This is a genomic window from Thermophilibacter sp. ZX-H3 (assembly GCF_052599055.1).
On sequence record NZ_JBQXES010000009.1, the window covers coordinates 27,256 to 45,331 of the forward strand.

The 18,076-nt window shown below is 66.2% G+C and carries 14 protein-coding genes and 2 tRNA genes; 6 read left to right on the forward strand and 10 right to left on the reverse strand.

Annotated elements, in window-relative coordinates; translation table 11 throughout:
• Positions 1-6: 6 nt before the first annotated feature.
• The 3 genes from ACULPM_RS05155 to ACULPM_RS05165 are packed head-to-tail and all read right to left on the reverse strand — an operon-like array spanning position 7 to position 1,845.
• On the reverse strand, positions 7-843 hold the full coding sequence (locus tag ACULPM_RS05155) for a PTS mannose/fructose/sorbose/N-acetylgalactosamine transporter subunit IIC (RefSeq protein WP_167930712.1): 837 nt from the start codon (positions 841-843) through the stop codon (positions 7-9).
• Between the two features lie 28 nt (positions 844-871).
• Entirely contained in the window at positions 872-1,366 is a 495-nt protein-coding gene (locus ACULPM_RS05160) for a PTS system mannose/fructose/N-acetylgalactosamine-transporter subunit IIB (protein WP_445331953.1), read from the reverse strand.
• Between the two features lie 50 nt (positions 1,367-1,416).
• Positions 1,417-1,845, reverse strand: coding sequence for a PTS sugar transporter subunit IIA (locus tag ACULPM_RS05165; protein WP_445331952.1), 429 nt, complete (start codon positions 1,843-1,845; stop codon positions 1,417-1,419).
• 190 nt (positions 1,846-2,035) lie between these two features.
• Between ACULPM_RS05165 and deoC the strand changes: the two genes are divergently transcribed.
• From deoC to ACULPM_RS05180, 3 genes are read left to right on the forward strand one after another with little or no spacing between them, the layout of a single operon-like run.
• Complete coding sequence (gene deoC / locus ACULPM_RS05170; RefSeq protein WP_445331951.1) at positions 2,036-2,746, forward strand: deoxyribose-phosphate aldolase; 711 nt, start codon at positions 2,036-2,038, stop codon at positions 2,744-2,746.
• Positions 2,747-2,755: 9 nt separating this feature from the next.
• Positions 2,756-3,703: a class I mannose-6-phosphate isomerase gene (locus ACULPM_RS05175; RefSeq protein ID WP_445331950.1), complete on the forward strand. Its 948-nt coding sequence runs from the start codon at positions 2,756-2,758 to the stop codon at positions 3,701-3,703.
• A 49-nt stretch (positions 3,704-3,752) separates the two neighbouring features.
• The gene (locus ACULPM_RS05180) at positions 3,753-4,619 is read left to right on the forward strand and encodes an SDR family oxidoreductase (protein ID WP_445331949.1); all 867 of its coding nucleotides are present in this window, start codon (positions 3,753-3,755) and stop codon (positions 4,617-4,619) included.
• 143 nt (positions 4,620-4,762) lie between these two features.
• Here ACULPM_RS05180 and ACULPM_RS05185 read toward each other — a convergent pair.
• From ACULPM_RS05185 to ACULPM_RS05205, 5 genes are all read right to left on the reverse strand, one after another.
• A tRNA-Arg gene (locus ACULPM_RS05185) sits at positions 4,763-4,839 on the reverse strand.
• A gap of 135 nt (positions 4,840-4,974) precedes the next feature.
• Positions 4,975-5,066 (reverse strand) — tRNA-Ser (locus ACULPM_RS05190).
• Between the two features lie 83 nt (positions 5,067-5,149).
• The gene (locus ACULPM_RS05195; protein ID WP_445331948.1) at positions 5,150-6,643 is read right to left on the reverse strand and encodes an ATP-binding protein; all 1,494 of its coding nucleotides are present in this window, start codon (positions 6,641-6,643) and stop codon (positions 5,150-5,152) included.
• Between the two features lie 144 nt (positions 6,644-6,787).
• A complete protein-coding gene (gene gluQRS / locus ACULPM_RS05200) occupies positions 6,788-7,798 on the reverse strand; it encodes a tRNA glutamyl-Q(34) synthetase GluQRS (protein ID WP_445331947.1) in 1,011 nt (336 codons plus the stop codon).
• A complete protein-coding gene (locus tag ACULPM_RS05205; protein WP_445331946.1) occupies positions 7,770-8,420 on the reverse strand; it encodes a GNAT family N-acetyltransferase in 651 nt (216 codons plus the stop codon). The genes gluQRS and ACULPM_RS05205 overlap by 29 nt, the downstream gene beginning before the upstream one ends.
• Positions 8,421-8,489: 69 nt before the next feature.
• Here ACULPM_RS05205 and purH point away from each other — a divergent pair, with 69 nt between their 5' ends.
• Together purH and ACULPM_RS05215 are read left to right on the forward strand one after the other, a co-directional pair.
• On the forward strand, positions 8,490-10,121 hold the full coding sequence (gene purH / locus ACULPM_RS05210) for a bifunctional phosphoribosylaminoimidazolecarboxamide formyltransferase/IMP cyclohydrolase (protein ID WP_445331945.1): 1,632 nt from the start codon (positions 8,490-8,492) through the stop codon (positions 10,119-10,121).
• 175 nt (positions 10,122-10,296) lie between these two features.
• A complete protein-coding gene (locus ACULPM_RS05215) occupies positions 10,297-10,962 on the forward strand; it encodes a hypothetical protein (protein ID WP_445331944.1) in 666 nt (221 codons plus the stop codon).
• Between the two features lie 6 nt (positions 10,963-10,968).
• Here the strand turns inward: ACULPM_RS05215 and ACULPM_RS05220 are convergent, their stop codons facing one another.
• A complete protein-coding gene (locus ACULPM_RS05220) occupies positions 10,969-11,718 on the reverse strand; it encodes a C39 family peptidase (protein ID WP_445331943.1) in 750 nt (249 codons plus the stop codon).
• Positions 11,719-12,131: 413 nt separating this feature from the next.
• Here ACULPM_RS05220 and nifJ point away from each other — a divergent pair, with 413 nt between their 5' ends.
• Positions 12,132-15,668 carry a pyruvate:ferredoxin (flavodoxin) oxidoreductase gene (gene nifJ / locus ACULPM_RS05225; protein ID WP_445331942.1) on the forward strand — a complete coding sequence of 1,179 codons (3,537 nt, stop codon included), beginning with the start codon at positions 12,132-12,134 and terminating at the stop codon, positions 15,666-15,668.
• A gap of 212 nt (positions 15,669-15,880) precedes the next feature.
• Here nifJ and ACULPM_RS05230 read toward each other — a convergent pair whose 3' ends face one another.
• Positions 15,881-18,067: a MurT ligase domain-containing protein gene (locus ACULPM_RS05230; RefSeq protein WP_445331941.1), complete on the reverse strand. Its 2,187-nt coding sequence runs from the start codon at positions 18,065-18,067 to the stop codon at positions 15,881-15,883.
• Between the last annotated feature and the right edge of the window lie 9 nt (positions 18,068-18,076).

An 18,076-nucleotide genomic window follows, 5' to 3' on the forward strand; every position in this document is an offset into this window, starting at 1 on the left:
CGGTGCTTAGAACAGGTCGTCGTCCTCGTAGACTGCGTGCGCGTCGGCCTCCGCCACGGCCTCTGCCGCCGGCTCGGCGGCGGACTTGCCGCTGGAGAGGAACACGAGGTAAGCGACAAGCGCGGCGATGAAGACGATCGCGACCATCGAGAGGCCGGCGAAGGACAGGAGGACGAAGCCGGCGAGGAAGAAGATGAGCTGCATCTTGTCCTTGATGACGATGTTCATGAGCATGCCGATTCCGAGGGCGGGCAGGACGCCGCCGAGGACGGAGATGATGTGCGTGACGATCTCGGGAACGCTGTTGAGCAGCGCGTCGACGACGCCCTGGCCGAAGAAGACGATCAGGAAGACGGGGACCGCGCGGATGAAGAAGGTGCAGATCTGCGGGTAGACGATGTGCCAGAGGGTGATGCCGCGGTCGTCGTTGTTCTCCGCGGCGCGCGAGGCCCCGTTGTTGAAGAACGAGTAGAGCGCCATGCGCGTGTTGTAGAAAATCAGGCCGAGGGTCTGGCCGATGAGCACGGAGAGCGTCACCGCGATTGCGGGGTCCTTGGTCGTGGCCATGGCAAGGCCGATGCCGCCGTACGAGGCGTAGGTGATCTCGGAGTTGGTGGCGCCACCGGTCGAGAGGTTGGCGATAAAGACGGCCTGGACGGCAACGCCGCACAGGACGCCCTGGGTGACGTCGCCAAACACGAGGCCGCAGAGCAGGCCGGCCACGAGCGGACGGCCCATCACGTAATAGCCCCAGCTCATGCCAAAGAGGCAGCAGCTCTCGATGGCGCCGAGGTAGCAGAACACGCCACACATGAGCGCGGGGAACAGCAGCGCGAGGTTCATGTCTTTCTCCCTTTCTCGTTAGGGGTCGCTACATTGCCTGGTACTTTGCCTTGAGCTCGGGCCAGGTGCGGATGGAGTCGTCGGGGAGCAGCTGGAACTGGATGTCCACGCCGGCCGCGGCGAGCTCGTCGAGGGCCACGACGTCCTCGTCGTTGAGCATCACGGTGTTGCCCATGTTCTTGGTGCCCTCGCGCGTGGCGTTGAGGTTGCCCACGTTGAGGGCCCCGCCGTAGTTGCCGCCGAGCTTGGTGAGGTCGGCGAAGTTCCTGATGGAGTCAGAGATGACGAAGAACTTCTTCGGGGAGGCGCTTGCCTTGGCGAGGGCCTCGGGACCCTGGGCGAGGGTGTAGATGCCCAGCTTGAGCTTGCCGGCGGCGGCCTTGAGGACCTTGCAGCGCAGCTGGTCGGCAGCGACCTTGTCGCTGATCACGAGGATGGCGTCGGCGGGCTTGACGGCGACCCACCTCGTGGTCGTCTGCCCATGGATGACGCGATCGTCAACGCGTGCGAGCACAATGGCCATGTTCTTCTCCTTTCCTGAGCGCCCGGGGTGCGGGCGCCTTGCCTACGTCGCTAGAAGAGGTCGTCCTCGTCGTTCTCGGGCCCGTCGTCGGGGAGCTCGGCGGCGATCACGCCGCCCCGCCCCGCCTCGACGGCCACGCCGAGCACCTCATCGAGGTCGTCCGAGTCCGCGGCGGCGATTCCCACCTCGATGAGCATGGGGAAGTTTGCCCCCGCGACCACGCGAAGCTCCTCAGGATGCTGGAGGAAGAGGGCATACGCCTCGTTGTACGGCGTTCCACCAATAAGGTCAGACATAATAAGCGTCTTTCCTTGGGCGAGCGATGCGTCGACGGCGGCGACGAGGCGCTTGCGAAAGTCGTCGATGCCGTGCTTGTCAAGCCCGACGGCGACGACCGGGGCGGGCTCAGCCACCATCATGTGCAGGGCGTCCACGAGTCCCTCGCAGAGTTTCCCGTGGGAAGCCACTACAATGTTCATATGCGCTCCTTTCGATCGCGTTGGTTGTAGTGAATCATATAAGTCAGACAAAAAATGTCCATATTGCGAGAATTGCGGTCCCATGAACGGTAGTAAAACTGACATAAACGGTACAAATAGAATATGACAGTCTGATAAGTCATCTATATGTTAGTATCAGCGCAAGGTCGGATCGAACGAAAGGACTGCCATGAAGCGCTACACGATTGATGATCTTGCCCGCCTCGTCGACCACACCAACCTGCACGCGGACGCCACGCGCGCGGACATGGAAAAGCTCTGCGAGGAGGCCAAGCGCTATCACTTCAAGATGGTCGCGGTGAACTCCGTCCAGTCCAAGCTCTGCTCCGAGCTGCTCGCCGGCACCGACATCCACACCGGCGCCGCCATCGGCTTCCCCCTTGGGCAGACCACCATCGCCGTCAAGGTGTTCGAGACCAGAGACGCCCTCGCCAACGGCGCGAACGAGATCGACTACGTGGTCAACCTCACCGAGGTCAAGGCCGGGAACTGGGACTACATCGAGGACGAGATGGCCCAGATCGTGGCCATCTGCCGCGAGGCGGACGTCCCCTCCAAGGTCATCTTCGAGAACTGCCTGCTCACCCAGGACGAGAAGCTCAAGCTCTGCGAGATCGCGAGCAAGGTGCTCCCGACCTTCGTCAAGACCTCCACGGGCTTCTCGACCGGCGGTGCCACCGTCGAGGACGTCAGGCTCATGCGCGAGCACACGGACGAGCGCGTGAAGGTCAAGGCCGCGGGCGGCATTCGCACGGCGGACGACTTCCTCGCCATGGTCAGCGCCGGTGCGGAGCGCATCGGCTGCAGCGCCGGCATCCCCATCATCGAGGAGCTCAAGGCACGCCTCGAGGCCACGGGCGCCGACGCCTTCGAGCTCTAGGGGGCTGTGATGGGCCCGCTGCTGCTCAGGCCAAACTACATCTCCCCGGTGTGGTCGGGGCCGCGCGTCAACGAGGCGCGCGGCATTGCGGGGGAGACCCTCTACGGGGAGTCGTTCGACGTCTCCGTGCACGAGGGCCTCGTCAACACGGTCGAGGGCGGGCCCTTTGACGGCAAGCCGCTCGACGAGCTCGTCCGCACGCATCGCGCGGAGATCATGGGCGACCTCGCGGATGACGGCATCGTGCAGATCATCGTGATGGATGCGGGGGAGAACCTCTCCGTTCAGGTGCATCCGGACGAGGCCTATGCCCAGGCGCACGAGGGCGACCACGAGAAGACCGAGTCCTGGTACATCCTCGCGGCGGACCCCGGCGCCTTCATCTACTGCGGCACGACGACCGATGACGTGGAGGCCCTGCGCGCCTCTGCGGCGGATGACACGCTTGGCGAGAAGTACGGCCGCAAGGTGCCCGTGTCCGAGGGAGACTTCGTTCTCATTCCGGCGGGGACGCTCCACGCCATGGGAAAGGGCGTCTTCGCGCTCGAGGTGGGAAGCCTCGGCTTCAAGACCTACCGCATCTGCGACTGGGGCCGGGGACGCGAGCTTCACGTGCGCCAGGCCTTTGACGTGCTGAGGACCGACTCGCTTCCCACGCCCAACCATCTGGGCCCGTTTGACCCTCAGGCGTCCGCGGGCGTGCGCCGCGGGGTGACGCATCGGCTCTTCGCCTCTGACGTGATCGACGTGCGCGGAACGTGGGAGCAGGCGATGGATGGCCGCTACGAGATGCTTTCCTGCGTTGCGGGCTCCGCGCGCGTGCGCGCTGCGGGGGGCGTCTGCGAGCTGCCGTTCACACGCTCGCTCCTCATGCCCGCAAGCGCCGGCTCCTATACGATTGAGGGGACGTGCCGGGTCCTGCGGAGCTATGCGGCCCGACCCGGCGAGGTGCTGTGACGGGGATGCTGACAAACGACCCGGTCACCATTGTCAGGAAGGAAGGGGCATGAAGCGGATTCTCATCACGGGCGCGCGCGGGTACCTTGCGAGCCTCGCGCGCCTCTACAACGCCGGGAGCTACGAGTTCTCCTGCATCTCCCACACCGACGTCGACTTTCACGATCCCGTCGGCGTGGAGGAGTTCTTCCGCGCGGCGGACTTCGACGTGTGCCTGCACATGGCCGCGGACGCGACGACGGCCCACTGCGAGCAGGACCCCGATGGCACGCATCGCGTGAACACCGAGTCAGCGATCGCCATTGCGCGCGCGTGCGCCGAGCGTGGCCGGCGCGTGGTCTTCATCTCCACCGAGCAGTGCTTCAACGCCTCGCCCGGGCCGGCGCCCTTCTCGGAGGATGACGAGCAGGTCTCGACGACGCGCTACGGCCAGCAGAAGATGGAGGCCGACGCCTGGATTCGCGAGAACGTGGACGACTATCTCATCCTGCGATTCTCGTGGATGTTTGGTCTGGCCATGCCTGGCGTGCGCCCCTCGCCCAACATCCTCGCCAACGTGATGCGCGTCCTGCGCTCCGGGGAGCCCGCGGCCTTCCGCGTGCACGAGCGTCGGAACATGACCTACGCGCAGCGCTTTGCGGGGCAGCTGCCGCAGATCCTCGAGCTTCCGAGCGGGGCGTATCACTTCGCCAGCCAGAACGGGCGCACCACGTACGAGACCGCCCGCCTCGTGGCCGAGCGCCTCGGCTGCCCCGCGGGCGAGGTCGACCGTCTCATCCTGCCCGACGAGACCACGTACGCGGACCGGCCGCGCGACTTCCGTCTGGCGTCGGACAAGATTCAGGCGGCAGGCATTGAGCTCGGGACCTTCGAGGAGGACCTTGACCTCTGCCTCGGGGACTTTGGGCTTAGGTAGGCAGCACACGCTCCTCGTACGCACCCCGGCCACGGGTCCTTCTCGCCATCAGCGATGACGCGAGAGGGGTTGGCTGGGGTGCGTACTTTATGTAGCGTGGAGGCATGCAAAAAGGGGCTCCCGAAGGAGCCCCTTACTTTGCGTGGTGCGGCGTATAGGATTCGAACCTATGACGCCCTGATTCGTAGTCAGGTCCTCTATCCAGCTGAGGTAACGCCGCGTGCAGTTGGATATATTGCCACGCCTCCCCCGGCGCGTCAAGCGGGATTTCAAAAAATGTTGGAGATGTGAGGGCGAGGAGGGGTGCGTTCACGAGAAAGGCCCGCCCCGCAGCGCGGAACGGGCCCGAACAATCTGGCGGAGAGCTGGGGATTCGAACCCCAGATAGGATTTGCATCCTATACTCGCTTAGCAGGCGAGCACCTTCGGCCTCTCGGTCAGCTCTCCAAACTGGTGCCTGAGCATCATACCGCACAACCGGTGAACTCACAACTATCGCGCAAGCGGGCGGGCGAGAAACGCAAAGAATGTCAGACGAGTCGATACCTGCGTCTTTTGCTTCCGGCCGGGTCGGTGGGTTCGACAGCTCCGTTATTAATGAGGCGCTTTAGGTGGCTGAGGACCGTCGAGCGCGCGAGTCCGGAGGCGTCCTGGATTTCACGGGTGCTCACCGTTCCACGATCCATGATCATTTGGATAATCGCCTCGTCGAGCTCGGCAGCCGAGAAACCCTGGCGCTCGGCGGTCGCCAGCCTTCTTCGCTCAAACACGATGGTGAATCGCCCTGGGCTGTCGTAAACGAGCGGGTCACGCATGAGCGCATCGGCGAGTGTCCGCTTTATCTCAACGTATCCCGTCCCCTTGTTCTCAACGACATAGCGCGCCCCGTGAAGATCGGATGGGTAGGGAGTGCTTGACAGGAGCTTGGACAGGAACTGATTTCTTGTCGAGGAAACTCCCGGCATCCCGAGCGTGTCGACTGTCACGCCGCCGAACAGCCCGCCGGGGTTGGTGATCTCTAGGCAGTCGGCGTACAGGTTAATCTGCACCTGACCCCCACGCGCCTCGGGAGAGTAGTCCCGGTGCATGAGCGCGTTGGCAATTGCCTCCCTAAGCGCCGCGGGGGGATAGTCGGGCAGGTCTTGGCGAAACGCCCCGCTCACGAGCGCTCCCGTGCGGGTGTTCCTTTCGATGACGGAAAGGGCTTGCGCCACCATGGTTGGTATAGATCCGCCGATCTCCTGCGAATCTACGTAGCGCCTGCCCGAGGAGAACGGGCTGTGACGCGTTCCGGGAAATTCCACGAACGTTATTCCAAGTCGCGGAAAGAATGTCTGTGGAAACACGCCTAAGGCGAGTAGGCCGGCGAGCGTCGGGCGATCCTCTCCATTGGAGTCGGTCCTGATTACCCGGAGGGCCCTGAGAGCGGCAGAGTCATCAAGTGAGCCGAACACTAGGGGGTTGAGTGAGCGCTCGCGGGCAAGCAGCTTGCCAATAAGGACGGAATCGAGGTCGCCTAAGGTTGCCTCGTCTACGACGTCCAGGTCATGCTTTGGCTGGGTGCGCTCCTCGCGAAGTCGGTCTATTTCGTATGGCGTGAGGTGACGGTCGCCGTCTCCAACACGTACGTAGGAGCCTTCGTATATATGGCTTGCGGTGATATAGCAGGGTTTTTCTGTGGGACGCATCTCTGGTATGTCGGCAACGACGACGGGCGTGCCCTGATAGGGGACAACTTCGATTCGAGGTGTTACGGGCGGGGTGAGCTGCTGGCGACACGCATTGCCCAGGGCGTCACGCATTGCGGGGGCATCGAAGTTCTCGACTGGCAAAAAGCCGTCCTGTTCGGAGATGCCCAGAATGAGCACTCCCCCTGATGTGTTGGCAAAGGCGGATATCGTTCTAAGGACATCTTTTGGGAAGCCGCCCTTCGCGCTCTTGACCTCGACGTTCGTAAGATCGCTCTCGATTGTGCGCATGAGGCCGAGGAGTTGCTCGGGGAGCCTGCTCGTCTCGAGGTCCATGAATCCTCCCAATAAGATGGATGGATAGACAGTGCAATGAACTGATATTAGCAAATTATAGACTGATAGACAGAAAGGATGGACTCATGGAGGGATAATATGGACTGAAGAGAGGCTGTTATGGAGCGTGAACCGGACGCAGCTCTATGACAGCCTGGCGAGAAACGCATCGTCCACGACGATGTCCTCCCGGTGGGCGGTGACCTTGTCCCACGAGAAAAGCGGCACGAGCTCGGGGGCGCTGCCCTCCCAGCCGGGCTCGGCAAGCCCCGCCGCGCAGGCGAGCGCGCTCACCACGCGCTCGGGCCGCACGCCGCGCTCCCGCAGGGCGCCGAGGTCGAGGTCCTTCTCGCGCTTTGCGAGGCGCCGCCCGTCGGGGGCAACGAGCAGCGGCACGTGGCCGTATTCGGGCGCCGCATACCCAAGGAGCCCGCCCAGATAGACCTGGCGCGCGCAGGAGCCCAGGAGGTCTCGTCCCCGCACCACCTGCGTCACGCCCATGAGTGCGTCGTCTACCACCACGGCGAGCTGATAGGCCACCACGCCGTCGCTGCGCCGCACGAGGAAGTCGCCGCACTCGCGCGCGAGGATCTCACGCTGCGGCCCATAGGCAAGGTCACAGAACTCGATGGTACCCGTCGGGTCATCCGCCGCTGGGACGCGCAGGCGTGTGGCGGGCGGGCGCACGGCAGACCGGCGCGCTGCCTCCTCTGCGGAGAGACCTCGGCACGTCCCCGCATAGACCGGCGTGCCGTCGGAGGCGTGCGGGGCGCGCGCGGCATGCAGCTCCGCGCGAGAGCAGAAGCAGGGATACGTCAGTCCGGCGTCAGCCAGTCGCGAGAGCGCGTCCGCGTAGACCGCCGCGCGCTCGCTCTGCCAGTAGGGGCCCTCGTCCCAGTCCAGCCCCAGCCAGCGGAGGTCATCCATCAGGAGCTCCGCGCGCTCGCGGTTGGCCGCGCGCGGGTCAAGGTCCTCGATCCTGAGCACCATCTCTCCGCCCGCGGCACGCACGGAGAGCCACGCCACGAGCGCGGCAAATGCGTTGCCCAGATGCATCCGTCCCGAGGGCGTCGGGGCAAAGCGCCCGCGCACTTGCCTAAAAGGGGCCTGTCCCCCTTTAGGCGAGTTAGAGGAGCTGGTCGTAGACGTAGACATAGAACTCGTCCCTCTCGGGGTCAACGCCGGGCCAGTAGGCGCCGGAGCGGCGGCGCATGGCCTGCGTGAGGCCCTTGTGCTCGTAGAACCCAACGTCGCAGCTGTCGTCGGTGAGCAGGTGGTAGCCCGCGGCCCCGGACTCGCGCAGGTGGTCGAGGGCTGCCGAGAAGAGCCTCCCGCCGATGCCGAGCCCCTTGGCGTCAGGGGAGACGATGAGCAGCTTCACCGCCGCATCGACGCCCGCGGGGTCTCCTGCGGCGTACTCGCGCTCGAGCTCCGCCTCCTCGCGCACGCCGTCCATCTCCGTGCGCACGGCCTCCGCGAGCTGCGGGTCCTTCTCGGCGGCTCGCGTGAGGCGCGCCTCGAGCTCGGCCCAGCCGGCGCCCTCGGGAGCCTCCTGGCCGCGCTCGGCGAGAAGGACCACGCCCAGGATCTCACCCGCGCGCTCGGCCACGAGCGACCACGTCGCCTGCGAGAGGTAGTGGGCGAGCTCGATCTGGCTCGCCACGCGCTGGGCGACCCCGTCGAACTCGGGGAGCCACGTGCGGCCGAGAAGCACCGCCGCGCGCTCGAAGTCCTCCGGCGCAAAGGCGCGCCACGTCAACTTTTCCGTCTGCGTCATGTTGTCCTCCAGCTGCGGTATCGTAGAAGAGACGGTACAACATGTCGTCGTCAAACCCAAGGAGGGGCCATGGCAGACACTCCCATCAAGCGAGCGCTCGTCTCCGTCACGGACAAGACGGGCGTGGTCGACTTCGTCAAGGCGCTCGAGGACGAGTTCGGCGTCGAGGTCATCTCTACCGGAGGCACCGCGCGCGTGCTTGAGGAGGCGGGCGTGCACGTGGTGCCCATCGAGCAGTACACGGGCTTCCCCGAGATGATGGACGGCCGCGTCAAGACGCTGCACCCCAAGGTCCACGGCGGCCTGCTCGCGCGCCGCGACAACCCGGAGCACATGGCCGAGGCCGAGGCGCACGGGATTGGCATGATCGACCTCGTGTGCGTGAACCTCTATGAGTTCGAGAAGACCGTGGCCAAGCCGGACGTCACCTTCGACGACGCCATCGAGCACATTGACATCGGCGGCCCCTCCATGCTGCGCTCCGCGGCCAAGAACGCCGCCTCCGTGACCGTGGTCTCCGACCCGGCTGACTATGACGAGGTCCTCGCCGAGATGCGCGCCAACGATGGCTGCACCTCGCTCGAGCTGCGCCGCTACCTGCAGCTTAAGGTCTACGAGACCACGGCAAACTATGACGCCGCCATCGCCATGTGGCTCGCCGACCGCTATGACGAGGACTTTGCCGATGACGAGGCCGAGGAAGAGCCCGCAATGCCCGAGGAGCTTGGGTTCTACCTCGAGAAGGTCGATGACCTGCGCTACGGCGAGAACCCCCAGCAGACCGCCGCAGTCTATCGCTTTGCCGACGATATGGCCGACGCGCTCTCCTCGGCCAACCCCCTCGTCGGAGCCGAGCAGGTACAGGGCAAGCCGCTCTCCTACAACAACTACCTCGACGCCGACGCCGCCTGGAACCTCGTGCGCGAGTTCGACGGCCCGGCCTGCGTGATCCTCAAGCACCAGAACCCCTGCGGCTCCGCCGTCGCCGACGACGTCACGTGCGCCTACGACCGCGCCTTCGCGTGCGACCCCAAGAGCGCCTTCGGCGGCATCATCGCCTGCAACCGCGAGGTTCCCTACGAGCTGGTGGAGCACTTCGCCGACGAGAACAAGCAGTTCGTCGAGGTCATCATCGCCCCGAGCTACACGCCCGAGGCGCTCGAGCGCATGGCCAAGCGCCCCAACCTCCGCGTGCTCGCCACGGGCGGTGCCGAGGGCCACGCCGAGTTCGAGCTGCGCTCCATCGACGGCGGCGTTCTCGTCCAGAACGTCGACACTGTGAGCGAGGACCCCGAGACCTTCACCTGCCCGACGGAGCGCAAGCCCACGCCGGAGGAGATGGACGAGCTCATGTTTGCCTGGCGCGTCTGCAAGGGCGTGAAGTCCAACGCGATTCTCGTCTCCAAGGGCAAGGCCGGCATCGGCATGGGGCCGGGTCAGCCCAACCGCGTTGACTCCGCGCTGCTCGCCTGCGAGCGCGCCGACGAAGCCTGCGAGCGCATGGGCGTGGAGAAGGGCGGCTACGCCTGCGCGTCCGACGCCTTCTTCCCGTTCCGCGACAACGTGGACGTGCTCGCCGAGCACGGCGTGACCTGCATCATCCAGCCCGGCGGGTCCAAGCGCGACGACGAGTCCATCGAGGCGTGCAACGAGCACGGCATCGCGATGGTCTTCACCGGCAACCGCCACTTCCGCCACTAGACTTGCCTAAAAGGGGACAGGCCCCTTTTAGGCAAAGCGCCCCGGACGGCCGAGATGCCGCCCGGGGCGCTTCGTCAGATGGCGGCGTGCAAAAGTGCCTGTCCCCTTTGCACGGTCGCGACGGGCGCGTTGGGGTACCCTACGGGAACGTGACGCAGACGTAGGGGGAGGACGCATGCAGCTGGAAGACACGACGCAGATGGACGGATTCAAGCTGGGGAGCCCTGCGCTCGTCTGCCGCTGGCGGCTCGCGAGCCGCGCGCTGCCGCTGGAGAACCGCCACCTTCGCGCGCTCGGGCAGCGGGTCGTGAACGGCGAGCTCGTGCCGACCGAGCTTGTCGCTTGGGCGAAGCAGCACATTGAGTGGACGCTCGCCGAGGGCGCCGCGGAACACCCCGATGGCGTGCTCATGCTCATCATCGACGGCGAGGGGAGGGCGGCCATGACCGTGGGGCCCTACGAGCCGCTGGCGCTGCGCTCCCCGTCGGCGCTCGCCGACCGCGCCCGAGCGGCGGGCGTTGAGGCGAGGAGCACGGGGGTTGCCCCGGAGTCGCTCTGGCTCGTCCGCGAGGAGGGGCTCATTTGGGGCATCGATGCCGACGAGCGTCCCTCCGGGGCGGCGACGCTCATGGCCGACCTCGCCAAGACCGTGGGCTTTGCGGTCGAGCGCAGGGCCGGGCTCGCGGAGGCCCTGCTGGCAGGAGAGGTCTCCTACGACGAGGCCCTTCTCGTCTCCGACGAGCACGGGATCGTGCCGGCGTCGGGCAAGGCGCAGCCACGCGCGGAGCGATTTGCCGAGGGGTATGCCAAGCTGCTCGCGTCGTCCGGAAGGCGCAGGTAGGGTGCCCTACGCCGCCGAGAAGCTCCAGATGTTCTGGGCCTCGGCGCAGATGGTCTCGAGGTCCCAGACGCGCATGCTGCGGCCCACGCTGTTGGAGTCGTGCACGAGGACGTGGGTCCCGTCCGAGGCCATGCCCTCCACCACGATGTAGTGGCCGACGCGCGTGAACGTGCCGGGCTCCATGGCGCAGATGAGCGGGTGCCCCGCCTCAAGCGCCGCCTTGAGCTGGCTCTCGACGGCGGGAAGGGTCTGGCTGTAGAGGCCGAGCGTCGCGGCGCCCTCGCTCATGAGCGTCCAGGCGCTGCCGTTGCCGTCGGTGGCGTAGCCGTTCTCGGTGCTGAAGGCGGCCATCTGAACGGGGTCGTAGTCGGTGCTGCCCGTCAGGTACACGTAGACCATCGTGAGCGCGGTGGGCCCGCAGCCCTGCTCGGCGAAGCTCCCTCCGCAGTACTCCGCGTCGGCCCACTGCGGGTCGATCTGGTAGAGGTAGGGCATCTCGCCCTTGCGCCACTCCTCACGCGGCGTGCTCGTGATCGCGGGCTCGTCTGCCGTGGCGGGGATGCTCGTGTCAACGGGTCCTGAGGCCTCCGCCTTGCTGGGGCCCGATCCCAGCGAGCATGCTGCAACCAGTGCCAGCGCGATGACGAGAAGAACCCCGGCGCAGACGGCCGCCACGAGCGCGCGCCCCGTGCCGCCTTTCTTGCGCCCCCGCGGGCTTCCGCCGCGGGCAAGCGTCATGTTGCCGATGTCGTTCACGCCCGCCCTCCCGTCTTACGTACTGATGGATTCTATCATGCGACTTCTACCTGCCGTCGCGGGCCCATCCGCGCTCGTGGGGGAGGAGTCAGCTGAGCGTCACAATTTCACCACGAGGCGACCGGGGCGCGCCCCCGTCCTTCTCGCCTTGCGGAAGCGGGGCCCGGTCCTGCGTCGCCGTAGGGTAATCCCCCTCATTCCGGGGTATTTTACCTGCGATTTGTTATGCGGGACGTTTTACGGCAAAAACCGCGCGCTCGACCGATTTGCCGCCGAAGTCGTGAATAAAAACGCGCGCGCGGAGTACACTGTCACCATGCATGGGCCATTGGCCCGACTCAGTCATGTGTCTTGTGAGTGAGAGCTGCCTGAGGCCATGGGGGTCCTCAGGGGACCGGTTCGAAGGAGAGGATATGGCGCGTAAGTTTAAGTCCATGGACGGCAACGAGGCGGCGGCGTACGTCTCGTATGCGTTCACCGAGGTGGCGGGCATCTACCCGATCACCCCGTCGAGCCCCATGGCCGACCACGTTGACCAGTGGGCCGCTCAGGGCATGAAGAACGTCTTTGGCACGCCGGTCAAGGTCGTTGAGATGGAGTCCGAGGCGGGCGCCGCGGGCACCGTTCACGGCTCGCTCGGCGCCGGTGCCCTCACGACCACCTACACGGCGTCGCAGGGCCTGCTCCTCATGATCCCGAACATGTACAAGATCGCCGGCGAGGGCCTTCCGGGCGTCTTCCACGTGTCCGCCCGTACCGTGGCCACCCACGCCCTCAACATCTTCGGCGACCACTCCGACGTCATGGCCTGCCGTCAGACCGGCTTTGCCATGCTCGCCGAGGGCAACGTCCAGGAGGTCATGGACCTCGCGCCGGTGGCCCACCTCGCGGCCATCGAGGGCAAGGTGCCGTTCCTGAACTTCTTCGACGGCTTCCGCACCTCGCACGAGATCCAGAAGGTCGCGGTCTGGGACTTCGACGACCTCAAGGAGATGCTGGACATGGACGCCGTCCAGGCGTTCCGCGACCACGCCCTCAACCCGGAGCACCCGCACGCCCGCGGCTCCCACGAGAACGGCGACATCTTCTTCCAGCACCGCGAGGCCTGCAACAAGGCCTACGACGCGCTGCCCGCCGTGGTCCAGTCCTACATGGACAAGATCAACGAGAAGCTCGGCACCAGCTACCACCTGTTCGACTACTACGGCGCCGATGACGCCGACCGCGTCGTGGTCTGCATGGGCTCCTTCTGCGACACGCTCGAGGAGGTCATCGACTACCTGAACGCCCACGGCGAGAAGGTCGGCCTCGTGAAGGTCCGCCTGTACCGCCCGTGGTCCGTCGAGGACTTCGTGGCCGCGCTGCCCGCAACCGTCAAGAAGATCGCCGTCCTCGACCGCACCAAGGAGCCCGGCTCCATCGGCGAGCCCCTCTACGAGGACGTCATCTCCGCGCTCTACGAGGCCGGCAAGACCGAGATCACCGTCGTCGGCGGCCGCTATGGCCTCGGCTCCAAGGACGAGCCGCCCGCGGCAGCGTTTGCCGTCTACAAGGAGCTCGAGAAGGACGCCCCCGCCCGCGAGTTCACCATCGGCATCGTGGACGACGTCACCAACCTGTCGCTCCCCATGGACCCGGACGCCCCCAACACGGCGGACCTGTCCACGATCGAGTGCAAGTTCTGGGGCCTCGGCGGCGACGGCACCGTCGGCGCCAACAAGAACTCCATCAAGATCATTGGCGACCACACCGACAAGTACGTCCAGGCCTACTTCCAGTACGACTCCAAGAAGACCGGCGGCGTCACCATCTCGCACCTGCGCTTCGGTGACTCCCCGATCCGCTCGCCGTACTACATCAACAAGGCCAACTTCGTCGCCTGCCACAACCCGTCCTACATCATCAAGGGCTTCCCGATGGTCCGCGACGTCAAGCCGGGCGGCACGTTCCTCGTGAACTGCCAGTGGTCCGACGAGGAGTTCGCCTCCCACCTGCCGGCCGTGGCCAAGCGCTACATCGCCAAGAACAACATCAACGTCTACCTGATCGACGCCATCGACCTCGCCGAGAAGGTCGGCATGGGCAAGCGCACCAACACGGTGCTGCAGTCCGCGTTCTTCTCGCTCGCGCAGGTTCTTCCCGCCGAGGACGCCATTCAGTACATGAAGGACGCCGCGGAGAAGTCCTACGCCAAGAAGGGCCAGAACATCGTCGAGGCCAACTGGAAGGCCATCGACGCCGGTGCCACCGCGTACCGCAAGTTCGAGGTTCCCGCCGACTGGGCGAACGCCGAGGACGAGAAGGTCGAGCTCACGCTCGAGGGCCGCGAGGCCATCGTCAAGCAGGTCCGCGAGCTCATGGAGCCCATCAACCGCATGGACGGCGACTCGCTGCCCGTCTCCAAGTTCGTCGACGTTGCCGACGGCCAGTGGGAGCTCGGCGCCTCTCAGTACGAGAAGCGCGGCGTCGCCGTCATGGTTCCGCACTGGGATGAGACCAAGTGCATCCAGTGCAACCAGTGCTCCTTCGTCTGCCCGCACGCCACGATCCGCCCGATCGTGATGAACGCCGAGGAGCAGGCTGCCGCCCCCGAGAACATGCGTCGTCTCGACCTCACCATCCCCAAGGGCACCGGCTACACCTTCACCATGGCCATCAGCCCGCTCGACTGCATGGGCTGCACCAACTGCGCGAAGGTCTGCCCGAAGGGCGCCCTCACGATGGTCCCGCAGGAGTCCGAGCTCGATCAGGCTCCGGTGTGGGACTACGCGGTGAACAAGGTCTCCGAGAAGAAGGAGCTCGTGGCCGCCAACGTCAAGGGCAGCCAGTACGCCAAGCCGTACCTCGAGTTCTCCGGCTCCTGCGCCGGCTGCGCCGAGACCGCGTACGCGCGCCTCGTCACGCAGGTCTGCGGTGACCGCATGTTCATCTCCAACGCCACCGGCTGCTCCTCGATCTGGGGCAACCCGGCCGCCACGTCGCCGTTCAACGTCAACGCCTGCGGCCACGGCCCGGCGTGGAACAACTCCCTGTTCGAGGACAACGCCGAGCACGGCCTGGGTCTCGCCCTTGGCTATGACGCCGTCCAGGAGAAGGTCGTCGCCGAGACCGAGAAGCTCCTCCAGTCCGACTGCGCGTCCGACGCCCTGAAGGAGGCTGCGACCGCCTGGCTCGAGGCCCGCAACGACACCGAGGCCAGCAAGACCACCGCTGCCGCCTACGTCGCCGAGCTCGAGAAGGCCGACTGCGACACCGCCAAGGCCATCCTCGCCGACAAGGCCTACCTCACCAAGAAGGCCTTCTGGATCTTCGGCGGCGACGGTTGGGCGTATGACATCGGCTTCGGCGGCCTCGATCACGTGCTTGCCTCCGGCAACAACGTGAACGTCTTCGTCTTTGACACCGAGGTCTACTCCAACACCGGCGGCCAGGCCTCCAAGGCCTCCAACATCGGCCAGGTGGCCCAGTTCGCCGCGGCCGGCAAGGTGACCAAGAAGAAGAGCCTCGCCGAGATCGCCATGTCCTACGGCTACGTCTACGTGGCCCAGGTCGCCATGGGCGCCAACATGAACCAGACGCTCAAGGCCATCCACGAGGCCGTGTCCTACGACGGTCCGTCGCTCATCATCGGCTACAGCCCGTGCGAGATGCACTCCATCAAGGGCGGTGGCATGCAGAACTGCCAGATGGAGATGAAGAAGGCCGTGGAGTGCGGCTACTGGAACCTCTTCCGCTACAACCCGGCCGCGCCTGCGGGCAAGAAGTTCACGCTCGACTCCAAGGAGCCGGCTGGCGGGTACCAGGACTTCCTCATGAACGAGGCTCGCTACACCTCGCTCACCCGCTCCTTCCCCGAGCGCGCCAAGGAGCTCTTCGCCGAGAACGAGGAGGCCGCCATGGCTCGCTACGCGCACCTGCTCAAGCTCAAGGACCTCTACGCTGAGGCGTAAGCTCCTCTCGCTGAGCTGATTGCGCAAGCTGCGGCCCCCGGCATCGAGCCGGGGGCCGTTTTTTGTGGGCCCTCGGCGTCTGGCCGCGCCGCTGCGCCACTGGCGTCAGGCTTATTTGGCACGCGATCCACGCGTGCCAAATAAGCCTGACGCCAGTGGCGCAGCGGCGCGGCCAGACGCCGAGGGCGCCGATGATATAGTTCGATGGGGGGCTAGCGTCCCGTTGCGATCCTCGTGGCGACGTCGTGCGCCAGGTGCTCGAGCGAGTCGTCCAGCGGCGAGAGCTCGATCTTCTCGCCACGTCGACACAGGGCGCGCTCGATCAGCCAGTCCGTAACGCCGGGGTTCTTGGGCAGGATCGGACCGTGCAGATAGGTGCCCACAACGCCGTCGTGGAGCACGCCCTCGCCGCCGTCCTCGCCGTTGTTGCCGGTCCCGTGGACCATCGCGCGCCCCAGGGGCTTCTCGCCTGCGCCCAGCACCGTGCGGCCCGCGTGGTTCTCAAAGCCCACGATCGGGGCGTCGCATACGGGCGACTCAATCGCCACGTTGCCGATGAGGCGCGTGCTCCCGGCGGTCGTCTCGATGTCCAGTACGTGCAGGCCCTCCACGCGCTCCTCGCCCATCATGTAGTAGTGGCCGAGCAGCTGGTAGCCGCCGCAGATGGCAAGAAGAACGCCCCCCTCGTCGACGTAGGCCTCCACCTTCTCGCGCTGTGCCTGCAGCTCGCGGCAGACGGCAAGCTGGTCGCGGTCTGCGCCGCCGCCCAGAAGCACGATGTCGGCGTCGGTGAGGTCGAGCTCCTGGCCCATGAGGACCTGGTCAACCCGGCAGGGAATGCCGCGCCACGCGCAGCGCTTGGAGAGCGAGGCGATGTTTCCGCCGTCGCCGTAGAGGTTGAGGGCGTCAGGGTAGAGGTGCACGATGCGCAGCGGGCGGTCAAGGGCAGGGGTTGCCGGCTCCTCATGCGCTATCCACGAGACGCCGACGGACGTTGCGCTCACGGTGTCGACAGCAGACCTGTCCCCTTTTTTCTGCGAGGAAAAACCCGTCCCTAATTTACAGAGGTGGTCGAGGTCGGCGACGACGGGCGGGAAGGCGGTGTAGTTGGCGATCACGTGGAGCTTCTCGCCCGCGTCAACAAAGCGCAGGGCGTCCTCGACGCCATCGATGAGCTCGATGGGGCAGCCGAGCTCGGCGTACTTCACGCGCACCGCCATGTCCTCGCGGCGGGTGCCCCCCACGCAGACGCACCGCAGGTCGGTGAGGTCACGCAGGCGCTCGAGGTCGATGTCCCAGATCCAGGAGACGTCGTGGCCGTCCGCGTCGTTGTCGTTGAGGAAGAGGGCCACGTAGCGCCCGTCCTCGGCGCGCACCTGCTGCACCATGCGGTTGAAGCCCGTGGGGTTCTTCGCGAGGTTGCTCACGACGGAGTGGTCGCCGCCGAGCCGGTAGGTCTTGCCGCGACCGCTCGCGGGCTCGTATGCGTCGAGCGCGCCCTGGAAGTCGTCCGCGTCTCCGCCGCCGAGCAGGCACGCCACCAGGGCCGCCATCACGTTGTAGACCATGTAGAGGCCGTTGTAGCGGGTGCGCACGTGGTGCCGCACGTTCTTCTCGCCCCGGCGGTCCTCGACGTCGAACTCGTAGCCGCCGCAGGTCAGCGTCACGTTGACGGCGGCAAAGGCAAGCTCGGGGCGCTCCCAGCCGCACGCGGGGCAGCGGTACTTGCCCAGCTGGCCGTAGTGGACGTACGCGTAGTCCAGAGGCGCGTTGCACTTCGCGCAGAAGCGGCTGTCGGAGATGCGGTCGGCCTCTTGGCCGGTGGGCTCGTCGATGCCGAAGGGGACGCCCGGGTTGCCCACGCGCGCCGCGATGGAGGCGCAGAGCGGGTCGTCAGCGTTGTAGGCGATGGCGGTCTGCGGCGAGCGGCGCAGCGCCTCGGCAATGACGTCCTGCGTGTGGTCGATCTCGCCGTAGCGGTCCAGCTGGTCGCGGAACAGGTTGAGAAGGACGAGCGCCCGCGGCCGAAGCGCCGGCAGCACGCGCACGGTGTAGAGCTCGTCGCACTCGAAGCAGCCCACGCGCGCGCCCGACCCGCGGGACTCCACGAGGGCGGAGGCGATGCCCGACTCCATGTTGTTGCCCGCGCGGTTGCACACCACGTCTCCGGCCCCCGCCGCGAGCGCGTCGGCGGCAAGGCCGGTCGTGGTGGTCTTGCCGTTGGTGCCCGTGACCACCACCGAGCGCTCGAGCGCGCCGCCCAGCTCGCCGATGAGGTTCGGCGCAAGGCGCAGCGCCACGGCGCCCGGAGCGTTTCCGCCGCCTCGATGCAGCAGGCGGGTGGTGCCCCAGCGCGCCGCGTCGGCGGCGAGGCAGGCGATTCTTACGCGCGGGTTCATGCGGGGCTC